Source organism: Bifidobacterium crudilactis, from assembly GCF_000738005.1.
In the GTDB taxonomy this organism is placed as follows: domain Bacteria; phylum Actinomycetota; class Actinomycetes; order Actinomycetales; family Bifidobacteriaceae; genus Bombiscardovia; species Bombiscardovia crudilactis.
In genome coordinates this window covers 1,048,731-1,067,655 of record NZ_JHAL01000002.1, presented here as the reverse complement: position 1 = coordinate 1,067,655, position 18,925 = coordinate 1,048,731, and the positions used below count along the sequence as shown (strand labels likewise).

Annotated in this window: 13 protein-coding genes; 7 read left to right on the top strand and 6 right to left on the bottom strand. The window is 58.5% G+C overall.

Annotated features, from left to right (window positions below):
- Positions 1 to 45 precede the first annotated feature (45 nt).
- A complete protein-coding gene (locus DB51_RS06680; protein WP_034254100.1) occupies positions 46 to 1,863 on the bottom strand; it encodes a glycoside hydrolase family 13 protein in 1,818 nt (605 codons plus the stop codon).
- Positions 1,864 to 2,118: 255 nt separating this feature from the next.
- On the opposite strand from DB51_RS06680, the gene DB51_RS06675 reads away from it, so the two are divergent.
- The 5 genes from DB51_RS06675 to DB51_RS06655 all read left to right on the top strand — a co-directional run bounded on the left by DB51_RS06675 (position 2,119) and on the right by DB51_RS06655 (position 10,538).
- Entirely contained in the window at positions 2,119 to 3,162 is a 1,044-nt protein-coding gene (locus DB51_RS06675) for a LacI family DNA-binding transcriptional regulator (protein WP_034252733.1), read from the top strand.
- A 245-nt stretch (positions 3,163 to 3,407) separates the two neighbouring features.
- Positions 3,408 to 5,954 carry a DEAD/DEAH box helicase gene (locus DB51_RS06670; RefSeq protein ID WP_051867477.1) on the top strand — a complete coding sequence of 849 codons (2,547 nt, stop codon included), beginning with the start codon at positions 3,408 to 3,410 and terminating at the stop codon, positions 5,952 to 5,954.
- A 283-nt stretch (positions 5,955 to 6,237) separates the two neighbouring features.
- A complete protein-coding gene (locus DB51_RS06665; protein WP_034252730.1) occupies positions 6,238 to 7,611 on the top strand; it encodes a replication-associated recombination protein A in 1,374 nt (457 codons plus the stop codon).
- 145 nt (positions 7,612 to 7,756) lie between these two features.
- On the top strand, positions 7,757 to 9,367 hold the full coding sequence (locus tag DB51_RS06660) for a xylulokinase (protein WP_051867349.1): 1,611 nt from the start codon (positions 7,757 to 7,759) through the stop codon (positions 9,365 to 9,367).
- Positions 9,368 to 9,452: 85 nt separating this feature from the next.
- On the top strand, positions 9,453 to 10,538 hold the full coding sequence (locus tag DB51_RS06655) for a DMT family transporter (RefSeq protein WP_051867348.1): 1,086 nt from the start codon (positions 9,453 to 9,455) through the stop codon (positions 10,536 to 10,538).
- 94 nt (positions 10,539 to 10,632) lie between these two features.
- Here DB51_RS06655 and DB51_RS06650 read toward each other — a convergent pair whose 3' ends face one another.
- A complete protein-coding gene (locus DB51_RS06650; RefSeq protein WP_034252727.1) occupies positions 10,633 to 10,938 on the bottom strand; it encodes a YhbY family RNA-binding protein in 306 nt (101 codons plus the stop codon).
- 189 nt (positions 10,939 to 11,127) lie between these two features.
- On the bottom strand, positions 11,128 to 12,468 hold the full coding sequence (locus tag DB51_RS10445) for an exonuclease domain-containing protein (RefSeq protein WP_238548321.1): 1,341 nt from the start codon (positions 12,466 to 12,468) through the stop codon (positions 11,128 to 11,130).
- A gap of 256 nt (positions 12,469 to 12,724) precedes the next feature.
- On the opposite strand from DB51_RS10445, the gene DB51_RS06640 reads away from it, so the two are divergent.
- Positions 12,725 to 13,354, top strand: coding sequence for an ECF transporter S component (locus DB51_RS06640; RefSeq protein ID WP_034252723.1), 630 nt, complete (start codon positions 12,725 to 12,727; stop codon positions 13,352 to 13,354).
- Between the two features lie 73 nt (positions 13,355 to 13,427).
- Here the strand turns inward: DB51_RS06640 and DB51_RS06635 are convergent, their stop codons facing one another.
- The 3 genes from DB51_RS06635 to DB51_RS06625 all read right to left on the bottom strand — a co-directional run bounded on the left by DB51_RS06635 (position 13,428) and on the right by DB51_RS06625 (position 15,794).
- Positions 13,428 to 14,468, bottom strand: a complete 1,041-nt coding sequence (locus tag DB51_RS06635; protein ID WP_051867475.1) for a Gfo/Idh/MocA family protein — start codon at positions 14,466 to 14,468, stop codon at positions 13,428 to 13,430.
- 166 nt (positions 14,469 to 14,634) lie between these two features.
- Positions 14,635 to 15,126 (bottom strand): very short patch repair endonuclease, encoded by a 492-nt coding sequence (locus tag DB51_RS06630; RefSeq protein WP_051867347.1) that lies wholly within the window; start codon positions 15,124 to 15,126, stop codon positions 14,635 to 14,637.
- Between the two features lie 128 nt (positions 15,127 to 15,254).
- Positions 15,255 to 15,794, bottom strand: coding sequence for a peptidylprolyl isomerase (locus DB51_RS06625; RefSeq protein ID WP_034252721.1), 540 nt, complete (start codon positions 15,792 to 15,794; stop codon positions 15,255 to 15,257).
- Between the two features lie 323 nt (positions 15,795 to 16,117).
- On the opposite strand from DB51_RS06625, the gene DB51_RS06620 reads away from it, so the two are divergent.
- On the top strand, positions 16,118 to 18,922 hold the full coding sequence (locus tag DB51_RS06620; protein ID WP_156958264.1) for a phosphatase PAP2 family protein: 2,805 nt from the start codon (positions 16,118 to 16,120) through the stop codon (positions 18,920 to 18,922).
- The last annotated feature ends 3 nt before the right edge of the window (positions 18,923 to 18,925 follow it).

Genomic DNA, 18,925 nt, shown 5'->3' with positions numbered 1-18,925 from the left:
TGCAGTTATCGTGTTGTGTTCCGGTATGAGCGGGTCATCGGGCGCTCAGCGAAGGAGCAGCCAAACGGAGGTGTCCTGCGGAAGTCGACCGTTGTGGAGCGGGCCGGAGGCAAGCAGCACATCCCCTTGCGGAAGGGCTATGTCGTGGTCGCTGAAGTTGGTGATATTCGTCCATCCGTTGGCACGGCGATAGGCGATAGCACCTCCGGCCTGTCCGTCCGCACCATCGTGCGAGCTTGAAGGGCGGTCGAAGTCCTCGAGCCATGTCAATGCGGCGTCGGAGGTCTGATGCTCATGTCGCAGTTCCAGAGCCTTGCGATACAGCGACAACATGGAATTATCGTCGGATTCCTCAGTGTCGACCGCATAGCGGGCGAACCAGTCGGGTTGCGGTAGATGAGGCTCTGCGCTTACGGTTTTCCCGTCGGAGCCTTTTCTCGGCGAGAAGCCGAAGGACCCTTTCCCGGTCTGCTCGTCGATATGGCCGAACCGTGAAATGCTTCCTGCGGGAGAGCTCTGCCCCTCGATGATCGGAGCGTCGTCCGCCACCCATGGCAGGGGGACGCGGCATCCGTCGCGGCCCTTGACCAGGTCCGTGCGTGAGGTGCCCTGTGCTTCGGGGTCCTCCAAACGCTCCCAAGGGATGTCGGGAACTTCGGGAAGGCCGAGCTCCTCACCCTGATAGATGTACGTCGACCCGGGCAGGGCAAGCTCGAGCAGAATCGCGGCCCTGGCCCTGCGTGTGCCGAGTTCACGATCCTCGACGTAGGAGTTGCCGTTGCGCAGCAGCCAATCGGTGGCGATTCTGTGATGCTGTCGTGCTGGCACCTGCGGCAGACCATAGCGTGATACGTGGCGAGGCACGTCATGGTTGCTCATCACCCATGTGGAGGTCGAGCCGGAGCGTTCGGCCTGGGCGATGCCGTCCTCGATGGCCTCGTGAAGTTCGTCGCGCACCCAGTTCTTCTTCGCGAATTCGAAGTTGAAGATCTGTCCGAGTTCGTCGGGGCTGGAATACAGATACTGCCGCTTGGGGTTCACCCAAGCTTCCGCCACGGCGAAGCGTGGGGGTTGATATTCGTTGAAGACTTTGCGCCATTCGCGGTAGATCTCATGAACGTCGTCGCGGTCATAGAGCGGGTGGCTGCCGTCGTCGGGGAGGGTGTCGTTGTTGATGCTCCAACGATCGAGGTCGTCGCGGTCCAGATCCTTCGCCAGGCCGTGTGCGACGTCGATGCGGAATCCATCGGCGCCGTGGTCGCTCCAGAAACGCAGCGTGGTCAGGAAGTCCTCGCGGATTTCGGGATTCTTCCAGTTGAAGTCGGGCTGCTCCTTGGCGAACATGTGCAGGTACCACTGACCGTCGGCCACTCTCGTCCACGCAGGGGAGCCGAAGCTGCTGATCCACTGCGTCGGGGGAAGCTCTCCATGTTCGCCACGGCCGTTGCGGAAGATGTAGCGCTCGCGGGCAGGGGAGCCCGGCTCTGACTTCAGTGCCTCCTGGAACCACGGATGCTGGTCGGAGGAATGGTTGGGGACGATGTCGACAACCACCTTGATGCCTTGCTCGTGAGCGGATCTGGCCAACTCGTCGAAGTCCGACATCGTGCCGAGTTTAGGGTCGACGTTGCGATAGTCGGCGACATCGTATCCGCCGTCGGCGAGTTCGGAAGGGTAGAACGGCGAGAGCCAGACGGCGTCCACGCCAAGTTGCTTCAGATAGGTGATTTTGCTGGTGATGCCTGCGATGTCGCCGAGTCCCGAACCGGTGGTGTCTTTGAAGGATCTCGGATAGATCTGATAGACGACGGCCTGCTTCCACCATTCCTCCGAGTGCTGTTCGGAGATGAAGGTTCCTGTCATGCTGGCGGTCTGATGTGCTGTTGGCATCGTATTCTCCTCATTGACAATCGTTGCGTGTTGAGGGGTGACGTTCGAACGAAAACTCCTCGTGTACCACTGTATAATAGCGCTTGCACAAAGAAGTGCAAAGAGGCGTGTTGAACGTTATTATCACTTGAATGATGATTGTAAATGCGCTTGCAGAATGATGGATGGATATGATGAATACCGAAGGCTTGCCGAATAGGTTCGCCCAAACGCGCAAAGGGGGAAGACATGGCGAGATTGACCATTCATGACGTGGCCATCGAGGCCGGGGTGTCGGACTCCACGGTGTCACGGGCTCTGCGAGGGTTGGACAGAGTCGATCCCGGTACCAGGATGCGTGTGGAAGAGGCGGCGAAACGACTGCACTTCACCTTTTCGCGTAATGCGTCGTCGCTGGCCTCTGGGCGGACGATGCGCGTCACCCTGTTGTTTGCCGGAGCCGTCAACACATGGTTCAACTCTTCGGTGATGCAAGGAGCATACGAGGTTCTGGCCCCTGCAGGATATGACATCGTGCCCTTGATAACGCCGGACCAGCAATCTCAGGATCGATATTTCGAGATGCTGCCGGGAAACCGGAACGCGGATGCCATCATCGTCACATCCTTCGATCTCGACAAGGACAAGCTGCGTTTGCTCGAAGGTCTGACGATGCCGACGATTGGGCTCGATTCGCGTACTCAGGACGGATATGACGCTTCGGTAAGGCTGGACGCGCGGCAGGCCATGATGGAGGCGGTGCAACTGCTGCATTCCCTGGGGCATCAGCGTTTGGGATATGTGCAGCAGGCATCCATGCATGAATTTGCGTTCAGCGTGAAAAGCAGGTCCGAATCATTTCTGACTGCTGCTAAGACCTGCGGCTACCGGCAACGGGACCTGGTGATGCTTGGCGAAGGGGTGCGCGGCGACGGCTATTCCTTCGAGGATGCGGTGTCCACCGCTGCGGCGTCGTTGCTGTCCACGCCTGATAGACCTACGGCATTATGCGTCGAAACCGACGAATTCGCCGTGGCGCTGATAGCCCGGCTTCGTCGCTTCGGCGTCAGAGTTCCTGAGGACATGACCGTCATCGGTTTCGATGACAGTGGCATCGCACCGGTCGCAGATTTGACGACCATCCACCAAGACCCGGTGCACATGGCCAGACTCGCCGCAACCCAGGCCATAGCGCTGATGAATCATCTCAGAATGGAGCAGCCCCATACGCTCGTCGGGACCAGACTCATTCTCCGGGGCACCTCGGCTCCTGCTCCGAGCGTGCAACGATGAGCACCGGCATATGAGGTGTCGATGCCCGAGGCCGTATGAGACCGGCAGGGGATAGACTGCACACAGAGGATGAGCGAGACTTCGTGCTCGCTGGCAAAGCATGGAATGGGCGAATTGCACTGCCGACCGCAAGGCCTGCCCCTTCCATATAGGACGGCACAGAAATGGAGTCTGCTGGATTGAGCAACGAACAGCACAGCGGTAAGGATACGACGGATGAAGGAAAGGACCTTTCCCTGTCGGATATGATTCCCGACTCCGGCGCAGAGGCCAGGAACCTCAGCGCCGACGACATCTATGAACGCTTCTTCACATGGGTGCAATCGCGCGGCATCACTCCATGGCCGCATCAAGAGGAAGCCATGCTCAGTCTGCTTTCAGGCGATCACGTGGTGCTCAATACCCCGACGGGATCGGGGAAGTCGCTGGTGGCTCTCGGAATGCATTTTGCAGCCATGTGCACGGGCAGGGTCTCGTATTACACCGCACCAATCAAAGCGTTGGTAAGCGAGAAATTCTTCGACCTGGTACGCGTGTTCGGCAGGGAGAACGTCGGCATGATCACCGGGGACACCCATATCAACACCGATGCGCCTATTATCTGCTGCACGGCGGAAATTCTGGCCAATCAGGCCTTGCGCGAGGGTGATAGGGCCAACGTCGCCTGTGTCGCCATGGATGAGTTCCACTACTACGGCGACCCCGAACGCGGCTGGGCATGGCAGGTCCCCCTGCTGACGCTGCATAAGACACAATTCCTGCTGATGTCCGCTACCTTGGGCGATGTCGACAATATCGCTTCGTCGCTTGAGAAGAGCACGGGTAGCGACGTCGATGTCATCGCCGATGCGCCGCGTCCGGTCCCATTGAGCTACGAATATGTGGAGACCGCACTTCCTGCAACCATCGAACTGCTGATACGCCATGAGGACGCACCGATATATATCGTGCATTTCGCGCAGGATGCCGCATTGGAGACCGCCCAGGCCTTATCGAACACGGGCATATCGGATAAAGGGCAGCGCGAGCGCATCAAGGAGGCCATGGCGGGCACTCGCTTCACCACGGCTTTCGGGCGAATCCTCCAACGACTGCTGCGTACAGGCGTCGGTGTCCATCATGCCGGGATGCTGCCCAGATACCGCCGTCTCGTCGAACAGCTCGCCCAACAGGGATTGCTGCCTGTGATATGCGGAACCGACACTTTGGGTGTGGGCATCAATGTGCCTATTCACACGGTGGTGCTGACGGGTCTGACCAAATTCGACGGTCACAGGATGAGAAGGCTGAAATCGCGTGAATTTCATCAGATAGCCGGTCGTGCAGGGCGTATGGGCTTTGATACGCAGGGTCTGGTGATCGCCGAGGCTCCGGAATACGAGATCGAGAACGCCAGAGCCGTGGCCAAGGCCGGGAATGACCCGAAGAAACTGAAACGGGTCAAACGCAAAAAGGCCCCTGAAGGTTTTGTCACATGGAATGCCGCGACATTCGACAAGTTAATTCACGCGGAACCGGAAACCTTGGTACCTCATCTGAACATCACCCATTCGATGGTGCTCAGCGAGGTGACTCAAGGCGGCGACGCCCGCGCCCGGATCAGCGAGCTTATCGATGATTCCCAGCAGACCCCTTCCCAGAAGGAACACCTGCATGAACGCGCTGACGAGATATTCACCACCTTGCTCGACGGCGAGGTCATCGACGTCGAAGAGCTTGACGACGGATCTTCCGACTATTTCATGAACATCGAGATTCCCGACGACTTCGCCCTGGACCAGCCATTGTCGCCCTTCCTGCTGGCGGCTTTGGAACTGCTTGACCGGCAGTCGCCGAGTTATGCGCTCGATGTGATCTCGATGGTGGAGGCCACCTTGGACGATCCGCGCCAGGTGCTGCGTGCACAGGAACGACAGGCGAAGGATGCGGCCGTATCGGAGATGAAGGCCGATGGCATCGAATATGAGGAACGTATGGAACGGCTCGCCGACATCACCTATCCAAAACCTTTGGAGGAGATGCTCGACGCCGCGTTCACGCAATACAGGGCCGATGTTCCCTGGGCGAACGATTACTGGCTGAGTCCCAAATCGGTGGTCAGGGACATGGTGGAGACCGCCTCCGACTTCACCGGATACATCGCCAGATATGGCATCTCGCGTTCCGAAGGGACCTTGCTGCGCTATCTTTCGGACGCCTACCGCGCATTGAGCCGCACGGTGTCTCAGGACAAGCGCGACGAGCAGCTCGACGACATCATCTCCTGGCTCAGACTCCTGGTGCGTTCCGTGGATTCGAGCCTGGTGGATGAATGGGAGTCCGCAGGCAATGAGGGCGACGGCGAGGCCTTGCACACGGCGCCTCCCCAGCAGCAACAGGTGCTTGCCGATCCGCGTGGCATGGAAGTGCTGGTGCGTAACGCTCTGTTCCATAGGGTGCAGTTGATGGCCTTCGACAAAGCCGGGCAGCTCGGCGATCTCGACGGGCAATGGGGGTATCCGGTGCACCGCTGGGAGGATACTCTTGACGACCTCTACGAGGCGCACGAGGAAATCAACATTGACGCCGCTGCAAGGAGCAGGGATTTCATCACCATCGACCGCTCTGACGAGAACAACGAGCATGTCTGGCGTGTGAGGCAGATTCTCGATGATGTGGAAGGCGAACACGATTGGGGCATCGCCGGAATCGTCGATCTCGACGCCACGCAGGACTGTGGCGAGGTGATATTCCTGGACTACCGCGTGGGCCCGATGGAGACCCTGATGGAAATAGCCCGTCAAGGGGCTTGACGGCGGCGGGAGCTTTCCTCGGTCAGAGCGTAGGGTTCTGTGGTCGGCACCGCAGGCGCGTGCCGTGTCTATCAGGTCATGCTTGTGCCCGGCAAGGCGCTCGCCGTGAGAGGATGCGGTGTTGCTATCATTAGAACGGATGTTCGAATACTGGGTTCGATGGTGATGGCAGGCCATGCTTCACATACCTTGCTTCACAAGTCTTGCCGGTTTGCGGGCAGCACGAGAAATGGGCTTTGGAAAACGATGGGCGTAAGGTACTGAGGTACCTGCAGGAGGTTCTATGGTAGACGATTTATTCGGTACGGCCGACGCACCTGATGACCATACCCTGCCGTTGGCCGTCAGGATGCGTCCGACATCCTTGGATGAGGTGCTGGGGCAGGCAAAGGTGCTGAGTGAAGGCTCGCCGTTGCGAAGACTGGCCTCCCAGCGCTCGAGTCAGTCGCTTACGGCCCCGAGCTCAGTGATTCTCTTCGGACCTCCGGGAGTCGGGAAAACCACCTTGGCGTATATCGTCGCCAGACAATCCGGCAGAGTGTTCGAAGAGCTCTCCGCCGTGACTTCCGGCGTAAAGGATGTGCGAGACGTGTTGCAGCGAGCACACGACCGCCTGGTCACTGAAGGCAAGGAAACGGTGCTGTTCATCGACGAGGTCCACCGCTTTTCGAAATCACAGCAGGATGCCCTGCTGCCCAGCGTGGAGAACCGTGATGTGACCTTCATCGCCGCCACCACGGAAAACCCCAGTTTTTCGGTTATCTCTCCACTGCTTTCCCGCTCGGTCGTCGTAAAGCTCGAAGCGCTCGAAGCGCAGGACCTGAAAGTGCTGCTGGAGCGCGCCCTTCACGACGCGCGTGGTCTGGCCGACGAGGTCAAAGCCGACGATGCCGCCATAGACGAGATCATCCGTCTCGCAGGCGGCGACGCGAGAAAGTCGCTGACGATACTCGAAGCGGCTGCAGGTGCGCTGACCGGCGACAAGACCCGTAAAAAAGGTGCGCGCAAAGCGATTATCACACCCGATGTGGTGTCCAAGGTCATGGACATCGCCACGGTTCGGTATGACCGTCAAGGCGATGACCATTACGATGTGGCCAGCGCATTCATCAAATCCATGCGAGGTTCGGACGTCGATGCGGCCCTGCACTACCTGGCCAGGATGCTGCGTGCGGGGGAAGACCCTCGTTTCATCGCCAGACGCATCATCATCGCCTCTGCGGAGGAAGTGGGGATGGCTGCACCGCAGATACTGCAGACCACCGTGGCCGCTGCGCAGGCCGTGGCGCTGGTCGGGATGCCTGAGGCGAGAATCATTCTTTCCGAGGCCGTGATCGCTGTGGCGACGGCACCGAAGTCCAATGCCAGCTACATGGCCATCAATCAGGCGCTCGCTGATGTTGATGCCGGGTTGATTGGTCAGGTCCCGCTTCATCTGCGCAACGCACCGACCGCACTGATGAAGGCTTGGGGAAATCACGAAGGATACCAGTATGCGCACGATGCGCCGGGGGCGGTCGCATCACAGCAGTACATGCCCGACGAGCTGGAGGGCCGGCAGTACTACACTCCAAACGATCGCGGATATGAACGCGAGATAGGGCCGAGGCTCGAACGCATCCGCGAGGTCCTGCACCAGGACAAGGACGAAGGATGATTTCCGTGGTAGGGGATTGCTGCATGGCCGATTGTGCATGACTCTTCGCGCATGCAGCCGTATGCGTACGCCTGTGCGGGATCTGGTCAATCATCCATAGCGATGCTGTGCGGTCTGCAGTGGTCCACGACGATATGATGCTGGTATGGCGTATATAGCGACTTTCGACGTGGGAACCACGGCGGTCAAAGCGGTTCTGGTGTCGGTGTGCGACGATGTCGACGCTACGGTGAGTACTTCGGGTGCCGGACTGAGTGGCATCATGGCATCCGCGAGCGTTGCTCTGCAAAATCCCGATGTGGGTGTCGAAGGCCGTGAACAGCATCCCGAAGACTGGTGGAAGTGCTTTCTTGAGGCATGGCATCTGGTGCTGGAGCAGGCTTATCCCGAGGTGCAGCCCAAGGATGTGAGCGGCATCGTGCTCAGTGGTCAGATGCAGGACCTGATTCTGGTGGATACCGACGGCAGACCGCTCCGACCGGCGATACTCTATTCGGACGGACGCGCGGACGAAGAGTCGGCTATGCTCGCGGAACGGTACGGAGAGCGGAGTTTTCGTAGCGTCGTGGGCAACCGATGCGAAGGGTCCCTGCCTTTGCCGAAACTCATGTGGGTCAAGGCGCATGAGCCTGAGATATTCGCACGTACGGCCCATGTGCTCTTCGACGCCAAGGATTACATCATCAGCCGTTTGACCGGAGACTATATCGGTGATGTGACGGCTTGCTCGACGTCAGGCGCGATGAACATTCATACCAGACAATGGGATTCCACGCTGTTGGAGGCCGCCGGGGTGGGAATGAGGATATTCCCCGAGCTGCATGTTCCGCAGGACCAGGTCGGGAGCGTTGATTGCGACATCTCGGCAGTCGCATCCTTCGCGCCCGGGACCGCCGTATACGCAGGCATCGGTGATGCTGGAGCCACCACATTGGCCAGCGGTGTCAGCCACGCCGGGCAGTACAACATCAATATCGGGACTTCGGGCTGGATCGCCGGAATCTCACAGGAACCGCTTATCGATGTGCCGGGTGTGGCGAATCTGGCGTGCTCGACTCCAGGCGGTTTCATCAATGGGGTTCCGTTCCTGAACGCCGGTAATATTCACCGCTGGGCGGCTCGCACTTTGGTCGCAGGCGGGGAAAAACCGGATGCTCAGGACGGGGTGTGCGGTCAGGACACCCTGCACGGTCAGGACCGATACCGGCGCATGTCCGAATTGTTGGCGGGCAGCGTGCCGGGGAGTCACGGCGTGCTCTGTCTTCCCTATTTCGCAGGAGAGCGTTTTCCTGTCATGGATACCGCCATCAGAGGGTCTTTCGTGGGTCTCGGATTGGAAAGCACCCTGTCGGACATGGTGCGTGCAAGTCTTGAAGGGGTCGCGTTCTCGCTGCGTCAAGGCATGGAGCGCTTCGATGGTGGCATCGATGAAATCACGCTCATCGGCGGAGGAGCCCGCGAAGAGCTTTGGTGCCAGATTCTCGCCGATGTCCTTGGTCACGATATCGAGGTCTTCGACAATGCCGAGTTCATGCCCGCGGTCGCTCTGGCGTACTTGGTGCAGTGGCCGAAAAGTCGAGGGCGGACCGGTGCATCTGCCGATGACGAGACGATGGATTTCAACGGGCTGATGACGGAGCTTCGCAGATTGCGCAGCAGCCGAATCGTCACGACGCATGCGGCCGATGCCGGCATCTATGAGCGGGCGTATGCGGACTTCCGCAAGCTATACCCCGCGCTGAGTAGTATCCGTTGACGTATGGGTACGGGTGGGCGACGGCATCCGTCGACTCGCTAACCGGCAATGTTTTGGGCAGAGGGGGAGTGCGATGATTTCGGGTATGGCGGCCTCATTGCTGCCGATGATTTTCGGGATTGCCATAGGTTTTGGCCTGCCGATTCAGACGGCGATAAACTCTCAGCTCCGCAAGGTGCTGCGTTCTCCGTTCAAGGCATCGCTCGTCTCATTCATCGTCGGCACCCTGGTGCTGTGGCTCATCGTCACTTTCGCGGAAGGAGGCAGCTATCTCCCCGAAGGTTTCGTGGCTGCTGAACCGTGGTGGATCTGGCTGGGCGGCGTGCTGGGCGTATTGTTCCTGACCGGCAACATTCTCCTCTTTCCTAAGCTCGGAGCCGTTCAGACGGTGGTGATGCCGATTTTGGGGCAGATTATCGCCAGCAACGTCATAGATATGGGAGGCTGGTTCGGGCTGACGGCGCATCCGATGACCGGCATGCGGGCTTTCGGCATACTGCTTGCCGTCGTGGGCATTGTTCTCGCGGTGGTTCTGCCTGATTTCCGTCCCGCGGGAGTCCCATCGACACAAGGCATAACTGCACGTGGCAATGAGAACAATCTGCGGTCTTCCACGCGTGGACCTTGGCCGTGGCAGGTCGCCGGAATCATCCTGGGCGCCATCAGCGCAGGGCAGACCGCAATCAACGGTCATCTGGGCAGTGAATTGGGGTCCGCCACCCTCGCGTCCTTCATATCCTTCATCATCGGCCTGCTGCTGTTGACCGTTATCGTCGTGCTCCAGGAGGCCTTGGGCTACGCCAGACTCCGGGGCCGACGCCAACGGACTTCACGGAACGAAACGGTGCACTGTAAAGAAAGTCCTGTGGAACTCGATACGGTTGCAACAGCTCGTCCTGGCGTCCGATGGTTGACGCTTATGGGAAAAACCCCATGGTGGACGTGGGTCGGAGGACTGCTCGGGGCGCTCTTCGTATTCGGGAACTCGTATCTGGCTCCGGTCCTGGGGACAGGACTCACGGTGGTGATTGTGCTGCTGGGTCAGATATGCGGTGGGCTGGCCGTGGACCGGTTCGGGCTGCTTCACGCACCCAAGCGTGCCGTCACGGCAATGCAGATGCTGGGAGTAGCAGTGCTCTTAGCAGGAGCCATCATCGTCAGATTATTCTGACGTCGTAATGCAATAACTGCACTACAAGGACAGCTTTTGCGAGAATTGTTTGCCACATTGCTGTCCTAGTAGTGCAGTTATCTCACCCAAGGTGTTATTCGCGCACCAATCTGATTTTTGTGACCTTTTCGTCATGCGTCTCGCGGTAGATTACGCATCTGTTGCCGATGACCTGCACGACCTGCGCGCGAAGGCGGTCCGCAAGATGTTGAGCAGCGTCCTTTGCGTCAAGTCCCGACCCGTCGAGAACCGTGCATTTGACCAACTCGTGCTTTTCCAGGGTCTCATCGGCCTGGGCATACGCGGCATCCGAAAGATCGTTCTTACCTACGATGATCAGAGGATTAAGGTGGTTGGCCAACGCGCGCAACTGCTTGATCTGTTTCTTGCTCAGTGCCATAAGATTGATGGTTCTCTTTCCGCTGCGGCACCTTGGTGCCCTAAGTAATGGAGTTTCTTCAACACCTAGCATACTGGTTGCAGGTGGATGCGATTCCACTGTGATATTTCGAACAGTGCCATTTCAGGTTTTGTCGTTTCGGACATAGTCCTGCCGCTGCCGGAATTTCGGTCTCTCCTGCTGATGTGTTCAGTCGGCAATGGATGCATCGATGCCGTTGCTGACGGCACGCTCAAGCCATGGTTCGTCGACGATGGGAATCTGATACGCTCGCGCTTTGCGTGCCTTGGTCGATTCGGTGTCCGGGTCGGCTGCGACAAGCACCCTCGTGGCCTTCGTAACAGCCGCTTGAGGAGCAATACCGAGCGCCCTGAGTATCTCCTCCCATTCACTGCGTCTTCTGGACATGCTGCCGGTCAGCGCGAGACGATCGCCTTCCGCAAGCGTCAAGCGATGATAGGCGTTGGCGGCATGGTCAACCGCATGGGTGATGACGGGTATGGCGCTTGTCAGGTGCTCATTCGTGTCGATTCTTGTGGCTTGTTCGATGACGCTCGGACGAACGGACAGCGCCTGTCCGATCTTCGCCAGCGCATCCAGGTCATCTTTCGCTGGTACGCCATCCTCCCACAGGGCCTGGGCGACTTCGAGCACATACGACTCATGGATGCGTGCGCATTGGTGCTGACTGAGCCTGAGTTCACAGGACAAATTGGCGAGAGCGATGCTGTCATGCTCCGAGAGCCGCCCGTTCGTCAATGAGGCATTCAACAGCCGGGTGTAGCTTGACACGGTTTCTGAGCTTGCTTCGACCGGTGAATCTTCGGGGCATCCTCGTGCAATCAATGCGCTCAGACCGTGCTCGACGGAGGAGTGGAGCGTGCCGCCAAGCATGGATTCCTGAGCCTCGGATGGCGATTCGTGGCTTCGGCGGGGAAGCCAGGCTCGTTCCTCTTCCCGGATGTCCGGCCAGATGCTTTCCGCAGCATCCTGCATGCTGCGCGACCATGCATTCCATCCCGGGTCTTCCGCGAGAAAGATACCCAACAGCTCAGCGGTGGCTTGGGCATCGCTCAGGGCGCTGTGGGCGTCGGCATTGTCGATTCCGCACATTGCACAGCACTTAGCCAGAGCGCCGACGCCGAGTATCCTTCGGGCAAGTTTCAGCGTGCATACGGTATTGACATCGTTAACGGGGATGCGATACCCGAGTCGTGCATATTCATTGGCAAGAAACGATGAGTCGAAGGCGGCGTTGTGGGCCACGAAAACCCGGTGCTCGAGCAGCTTGGCGAATCGGCGGGCGATTCCGGCAAAGTCCGGGGCATGCATAAGTTCTGCGGCATTGATGTGGTGCAGGGACTGCAAGCCGAGGTCGCGTTCAACATGAATCAAGGTCTCGGCCTTGTCCTCTATCGTGCCGTCCGGTGCGACCTGGACGATGCCTACCTCTATCGCGCGATCACCTCGTGCCGCACTGAGACCGGTGGTCTCGAAATCCACGACGGCGAATCCACTGCTAGTGCCCATGCAACCATTATGGCTCAGCGTATGTGCAAATTCATGGATTCACTCCCTGTTCATACTGTCCAGCGTTGCCCTTACCTTATGTTCTTGCAAGACACGGGAGCTGGAAAGCTGAGAGGGAGACGACAGTCTCCGACCGTTGAACGTGACACGGCTAATACCGTCGAACGAAGTCAATGCCTATCTTGGTATTCCTCTTTCTCGTGATACCCGGTCCTGCGCTGAACACCGGCGGCAGGGCATTTATCAGAGGAGAGCAATGTCTGCACAACATACCAACGCTTCGACGCTGTCGAAGCCTGACTATCGGTGGCGACCCATCGACATCACCATCGCATCGGTCATAGCCGTAGCTTCGGGATTGGTGTTCTGGGTCTTCGATTTTGTGGTTACTGCACCTTCCGCCCTGCTTGCGGGCGTCGTCCCGGGGCTGGAGGGCATACTCAGCGGGTTCTGGTATTTTGCGGGCGTTATCGCCGCGCTGATTATCCGCAAACCCGGCGCCGCGCTCTACGCGGAACTGGTTGGCGCCGTGCTGGAGATGCTGCTCGGCAATCAGTGGGGATTCGCGGGCTCGATTGTCGCAGGGCTAGTTCAAGGAGCGTTCACCGAACTGGCATTTCTGATATTGCTGTACAGGCGTTGGGATATCTGGTCAGCGGTCTTCGCGGGGGTGTTGACCGGGATAGCAGGCTCGGTGTTCTCCTTCTTCACCACGTATGCAGGCGTGCGCATCACCGGTAGCTTCGCGCTGGTGAATATCATCACGAACGCCATCTCCGGTGCGGTTATTTCGGGCGCATTGATGTGGGTGCTGTATATCGGCATCGCCAAAACAGGAGCGTTGAGTCGTTTCGCATCCGGTCGTGCCGTCACAGGAACCGTGTGACCAATCGGACTGTGCATCTAGGAACGCAGCGCCGACGGGTGTGTTGAGCACCACTCGGCACTGCGTTTCTGAATCACTCGAAGGGATAGCGCAGTCCCCAGATGCCTCGTATCTCATCCATCATGCGCATGATTCTCAAGGTGTCGCTGTGGGGCATCTCACTGCATTCGGTGGCGCCGTCACGTATTGCCTGAGCCGCAGAGGCGACCTCGTACTCGTATCCGGTGAGTTGCGGAGGTATCGGATAGTCGCCTACCACCTCATACCCCGGTCCATACACCACGATGGAGGAAATGTCGTTGACGTTCTGGCAGACCAGCACGCCCTTGGTTCCCCATACGCACCCGGTGCGATCCGATTGGCCCAGCATCGAACTCGTGGCCACGGCCATGATGCCGTCGTCATAGAACAAGGTGGTGGAGCTCTGTGCGTCGACACCGGTGCCGTACGGCTGGTATGCGCTGGCGATTCTTGAGGGTTCCCTGCCCTGCAGGGCCATATCAAGGAAGTTCAATGGGTACACACCCACGTCGAGCAGTGCGCCTCCGGCGAGTTCTGGCTCGACGAGCCTGGCGTTGGCGGTGATGGGGTAGCCCAGGTTGGCGCTTGCCGAGGTCACCTCGCCGATGGTTCCCGAGTCGATGATGTCGTTGATGATGCCGCGGGAGGGCATGTATCTGGTCCAGATGGCCTCGGTGCACAGCAGCCCCTTCGATTCGGACAGGGATAATACTTCCTCAGCCTGAGCGGCGTTTGCCGTGAAGGATTTCTCGACCAGAAGATGTTTGCCCGCCTCCAGACACATCAGTGCCTGCTCGGCATGCATGCTATGCGGGGTGGCGATATACACCAGGTCGACATCCGGGTCCGCGACCATATCCTCGTACGAACCGTAGGAGACGGGGAATCCGTACCGTTCGGCGAAGCCGCGCGCTCGCTCGCCGTCCCTGGCCGCAACGGCATAGGGGTTGATGAGTCCCCGGTATCGTTCGTCGGATTTCATGGCGAGCAATGTTCGCGCCATGGTGTTGGCTATGCCGCCGGCGCCGAGAATGGCGACATTGACCGTCTTGTTTGCTTGAGTGCCGTGTGGATGTGGTGTTGGTGAATTCATTGCTGTTCCCCCTATGGGCATCATCGGCCGTTGCGTATGCACCGTCTTGACGCCCTTCGCTGTGTTCGAATGCTTGGTGTATGACGGTATTCGCGTGCCAGTCGGTCTGAGAGGTCCGCACTCCGTATTCGTCGTTGAGCAGGTGACACCTCAGTTAGTCTTGTTCTCAGCTTAGCGTCCGACGAGTGACATCGGAGGTCTGAATATGCTCTTCCGCCTCAGGAGGAGTGACTATCTGTCGGTAGAGGCTGTTCAGACGTTCCTGCCGGTGCTTTCGGTCCAATTCGCATTCCCAGACCACGAGCACATTCCACCCGGCTTCCTGGAGCTCACGTTGTTGCTGCGCATCTCGTTCCTTGTTGCGCATGAGTTTCTTCGTCCAGAATTCGACATTGGATTTTGGCGTGGACGACTTCGCGCATTGGTCATGCGCATGCCAGAAGCAGCCATTGACGAAGATGATGGTATGCCAACGCGGCAGCACCACATCCGGATGCCCGGGATACCGTTTGTCGTTTTTACGGAATCTCAGGCCTTTGGAGAAGAGAAAGCTCCGTACAAGACGCTCAATTCCGGTATCCTTCCCACGGATGCGTGACATGGTATAGCTTCTGGTGCCTTTTGCATAGCTGTTGCGGGCCTTGATGGTGGTGTTCATCGTGCCTTAGGATACTCCCGCTCTCTTATTGACGATGCAAACAGAACACCCCCGAATCGACGGTCAGGAGCGCGGCATAGCACTTACAGCCAGTCGTCATCGGGGGCGTTGTTCTCAGTAGGGTTTGTTCAGGCGATGTCGATGGTTTCTATCATCACGGGTTCAAGCGGGACGTCCGAGGAATCCGTGGCCACCGCGTCCAGAGCATCGACGACCTTGCGTGAGTCGGCATCGGCGACTTCGCCGAAAATGGTGTGGTGGCCATTGAGCCAGGGCGTGGGCACGGAGGTGATGAAGAACTGTGAGCCGTTCGTGCCGTGAACCGCACCTGTGCGTGGGTCGCGACGCAGACCGGCGTTGGCCATCGCGAAGAGATATGGCTTGTCGAATTTCAGTGAGGGGTCGATTTCATCGTCGAAGTTGTAGCCCGGGCCGCCGGTTCCCGTGCCTAGAGGGCAACCGCCTTGAATCATGAAGTCTTTGATGATGCGGTGGAAGGTCAGCCCGTTATAGAAGGGCTCGTTGCTTTCCTCGCCGGTGAAGGGGTCGGTCCATGCTTTGCTGCCGTTGGCCAGGCCGATGAAGTTGGCCACGGTCTCAGGAGCCTTGTCGTCGAAGAGATTGATACGGATATCACCTGCTGAGGTGTGCATGATAGCTGTTGTCATACCACTCAGTCTGTCACGCTTGGCAGACCACTGTGTGGCCGGGGCGGTGATAACTGCAATATCAGAGATAACTGCACTAAATGGACAGCAATTTTCGTTATTTCGTTCAAAAAAGCTGTCCTTTTAGTGCAGTTATCTTCGCTGAAGGCGTTGCTGGGTGAAGTCGGGATGAACATTTCATGAAGCCCAATGTACCGGGGCGTGCCTGAGGAGTTCAAGGTTTAGAACGGAAGTGCCCCCGAATTTCACCGCTGCGTCTGCGCATGGGGATACGGCACACGTTCTCGAGGGTTTGATGAATCATGAACACAGTTGGAGAACACATGAAGAGAGCTTTGAAACTTGTTTCAGCGTCCGCGCTGGCCTTGGCTACCCTGGTGCCAGCAACGGCTGCACAGGCTGCGACAAGCTACACGTCAGACAGCAATAAACCGAATGTCGTCACACTGCTAGGGGAATACAACAATTGGTGGACGCCAAAGGCGAACGCCAACAATGCGAGCGGTGACGTATACCGCGGAACTGTCAGCGACGCAGGGAAGAGCGTGCTGTCAAAGAACGATGAACTCACGGAAAGCATCAACAACGCCACGGCGAGCGACAAGGCGACCGTGGATGGCACGCACACCCAGGCACAACGTGCCCTGATTGACGCCGACCAGAATGCCAAGGAAACCTATGCGGATGCCCTTGGCCCGATTCTGAGCAAATTCCTCACCACCGGTCTGAGCGACGGCTCATTGCCCAAAACGAACAACCTATTGTTCGCCAACAACGCTACGGTGACCACGTATCTCGGCACGGGGGCTGCAAAACAGTATTTCAATTACCCACGCCCGTTCTTCACCGTCGCCTCCGATACACAGAACCGTTCCATGAACGGCGACAACAACCTCAATGGGCTCAAGGCCGAACTCAACATCAGCCGCATTCCTGACTGGACCGACAGCAGCACCGGTACGACGCATGGCGCCAACTATGCCAGCATGTTCGGTGCACCATCACAGGCCTTCCCCTCGGGCCACACCACCTATGCCTATTCTTCAGGCATAGGTCTGGCGACGCTGCTGCCTGAATTGGGCACGGAAATCGTTACCAGGGCTTCCGAAGCCGGCAACAACCGCATTGCCCTGGGAGTGCATTATCCGCTCGATGTGATGGGTGGACGCATCAACGGCGAGGCGGCCAATACGGCACGCTGGTCGGATGAAAGCTTCCGCAACGACCAACTGCTGCCCGCCCGCGACGAGCTGGTCAACTACATGACCGCCCAGTGCAAGGCCGCAGGGTATGGCGATACCCTCCAAGCCTGCATCGACAAGACCGGGGCGAATGCGAAGGCCGGCTACACCAATACCTTCACGGATGCCGTTTCAACCAAGCCGGTCACGGACCGGGCCTCGGCAATCACCGCCTACACGTCGCGCATGACCTACGGATTCACGCAGACCAGTGCCTCCGGTAAGGCCGCGGTTGTGCCCGAAGGTTCAGAGAACCTCCTCCTGACGGCGTTCCCGACACTCACCGATGCCCAGCGCAAAGCCATCCTCGCCGCAAGTGAAATTGATTCCGGTTACCCCTTCGACTCGTCATCGAATGGTTATGAGCGGCTCAATCTCGCCAAGGCGTACAGCGCCAAGGTCACGTTGAGCGCGGACAAGCAGAACATTCTCTCCATCACCTTCGGCAACAGCAAACCTTCGGTCAGTGTGTCAAGCACTGATGCGATAACCGGTCTTCTCGCCGATTTCGGCACCTATTGGAAGGCCGGAGTAGGCGTTACCGATGAAGGCAAGAGCGTGCTGAAGCATGATGACGATCTGACCGTCTCCATCAACAACAAGGCCGCCACGGAAACCGCCTCCGGTACCAACGACCAGCAGGCAAGAGCGGTCGTCGACGCCGAGATGAACTCGGAGAAGACCCTGCATGATGCTCTGGGAACCGTCATAGGAGGATATTACGAGGATGGCGTCAATAACGGCTCGTTGGAGAAGACCTCGGATTATCTCGACGATATGAGCGCTTCGGCCAGCACGGGCAAGGCCAAGACCGCCTTCTCGCATCCTCGTCCCTATGTGGACCGCGTGAACTACAACGGCACCACGCTCAATCTCAACGGACTGCAGCAGACCTTGGGCATCAAGAAGGTGGCGGCGTATGAAGAGCAGGGGCAGTACAACGGTCTAGCAGCGTCAGGTTCGTTCCCATCAGGCCACACCACCTTCGCGTTCACGCAGGGTGCAGGTCTGGCCAGCATACTGCCGGAATTCGGTACGCAAATCATGACCAGGGTCTCGGAGGCGGGCAACAACCGCATCGTGCTCGGCGTGCATTACCCGCTCGACATCATGGGCGGTCATATTGCAGGTCAGTATGGTGTCGCCACCGCGTTGGGAGACGAGGACACCCGCTCCGAGGCTAACTCGGCGCGTGAGGAACTGGTCAACTACCTGACTTCCCGTTGCAAGGCCGATGGCTACGGCGACACTTTGGAAGCCTGCATCACGGCAACGGATGCCAAGGGTTCCAAGGGGTATCAGAACGCCTTCACCGACAGCGTCTCGACGAAGGCGGTCTCTGGTACGACATCCGAGATTGCCGCCTACACATCGCGTATGACCTATGGCTTCGCCCAGACCGGCAAAGCGGGACAGGCGGCGGTCGTGCCCGATGCCGCGGTCAACCTGCTTCGGGATGTTCCCGGGTACAGCACACTTACGGATGCGCAACTCAAAGAGGTGCTGGCAATGACGGAAATCGATTCGGGATACCCCCTCGATGCGTCAAGCGAAGGCTGGGGACGAATCAACCTTGCCGCCGCGTACAGCTCGAAAGTCACCTTGAATACCAAGGGTGACGTCATCGCCGTGACCACCGGTCAGAATGTCGCCTCGGTGGAGACGCAAAGCGACGCTCCGACCAAGCCCGACATGAACAACGGCAAGTCGGACACACCCGCTCCTTCCCCCACAACGAAGGACAAGGCTGCCGCCGATACCACCGCCGCTAAGAAGAACGGCGCCCTGGCGACCACCGGTGCACAAGGCTCCGTCATCATCGTCGCCTTCGTGGTGCTTCTCTCTGGAGCCGTGCTCACCTTGGTGCTTCGTAAGCGCGTGCGCTGAACA

Coding starts and splice junctions, on each gene's coding strand:
- DB51_RS06680 (WP_034254100.1), bottom strand. CDS start 1,863: ATGACAGGAACCTTCATCTCCGAACAGCACTCGGAGGAATGGTGGAAG.
- DB51_RS06675 (WP_034252733.1), top strand. CDS start 2,119: ATGGCGAGATTGACCATTCATGACGTGGCCATCGAGGCCGGGGTGTCG.
- DB51_RS06670 (WP_051867477.1), top strand. CDS start 3,408: ATGATTCCCGACTCCGGCGCAGAGGCCAGGAACCTCAGCGCCGACGAC.
- DB51_RS06665 (WP_034252730.1), top strand. CDS start 6,238: ATGGTAGACGATTTATTCGGTACGGCCGACGCACCTGATGACCATACC.
- DB51_RS06660 (WP_051867349.1), top strand. CDS start 7,757: ATGGCGTATATAGCGACTTTCGACGTGGGAACCACGGCGGTCAAAGCG.
- DB51_RS06655 (WP_051867348.1), top strand. CDS start 9,453: ATGGCGGCCTCATTGCTGCCGATGATTTTCGGGATTGCCATAGGTTTT.
- DB51_RS06650 (WP_034252727.1), bottom strand. CDS start 10,938: ATGGCACTGAGCAAGAAACAGATCAAGCAGTTGCGCGCGTTGGCCAAC.
- DB51_RS10445 (WP_238548321.1), bottom strand. CDS start 12,468: ATGGGCACTAGCAGTGGATTCGCCGTCGTGGATTTCGAGACCACCGGT.
- DB51_RS06640 (WP_034252723.1), top strand. CDS start 12,725: ATGTCTGCACAACATACCAACGCTTCGACGCTGTCGAAGCCTGACTAT.
- DB51_RS06635 (WP_051867475.1), bottom strand. CDS start 14,468: ATGAATTCACCAACACCACATCCACACGGCACTCAAGCAAACAAGACG.
- DB51_RS06630 (WP_051867347.1), bottom strand. CDS start 15,126: ATGAACACCACCATCAAGGCCCGCAACAGCTATGCAAAAGGCACCAGA.
- DB51_RS06625 (WP_034252721.1), bottom strand. CDS start 15,794: ATGACAACAGCTATCATGCACACCTCAGCAGGTGATATCCGTATCAAT.
- DB51_RS06620 (WP_156958264.1), top strand. CDS start 16,118: ATGAAGAGAGCTTTGAAACTTGTTTCAGCGTCCGCGCTGGCCTTGGCT.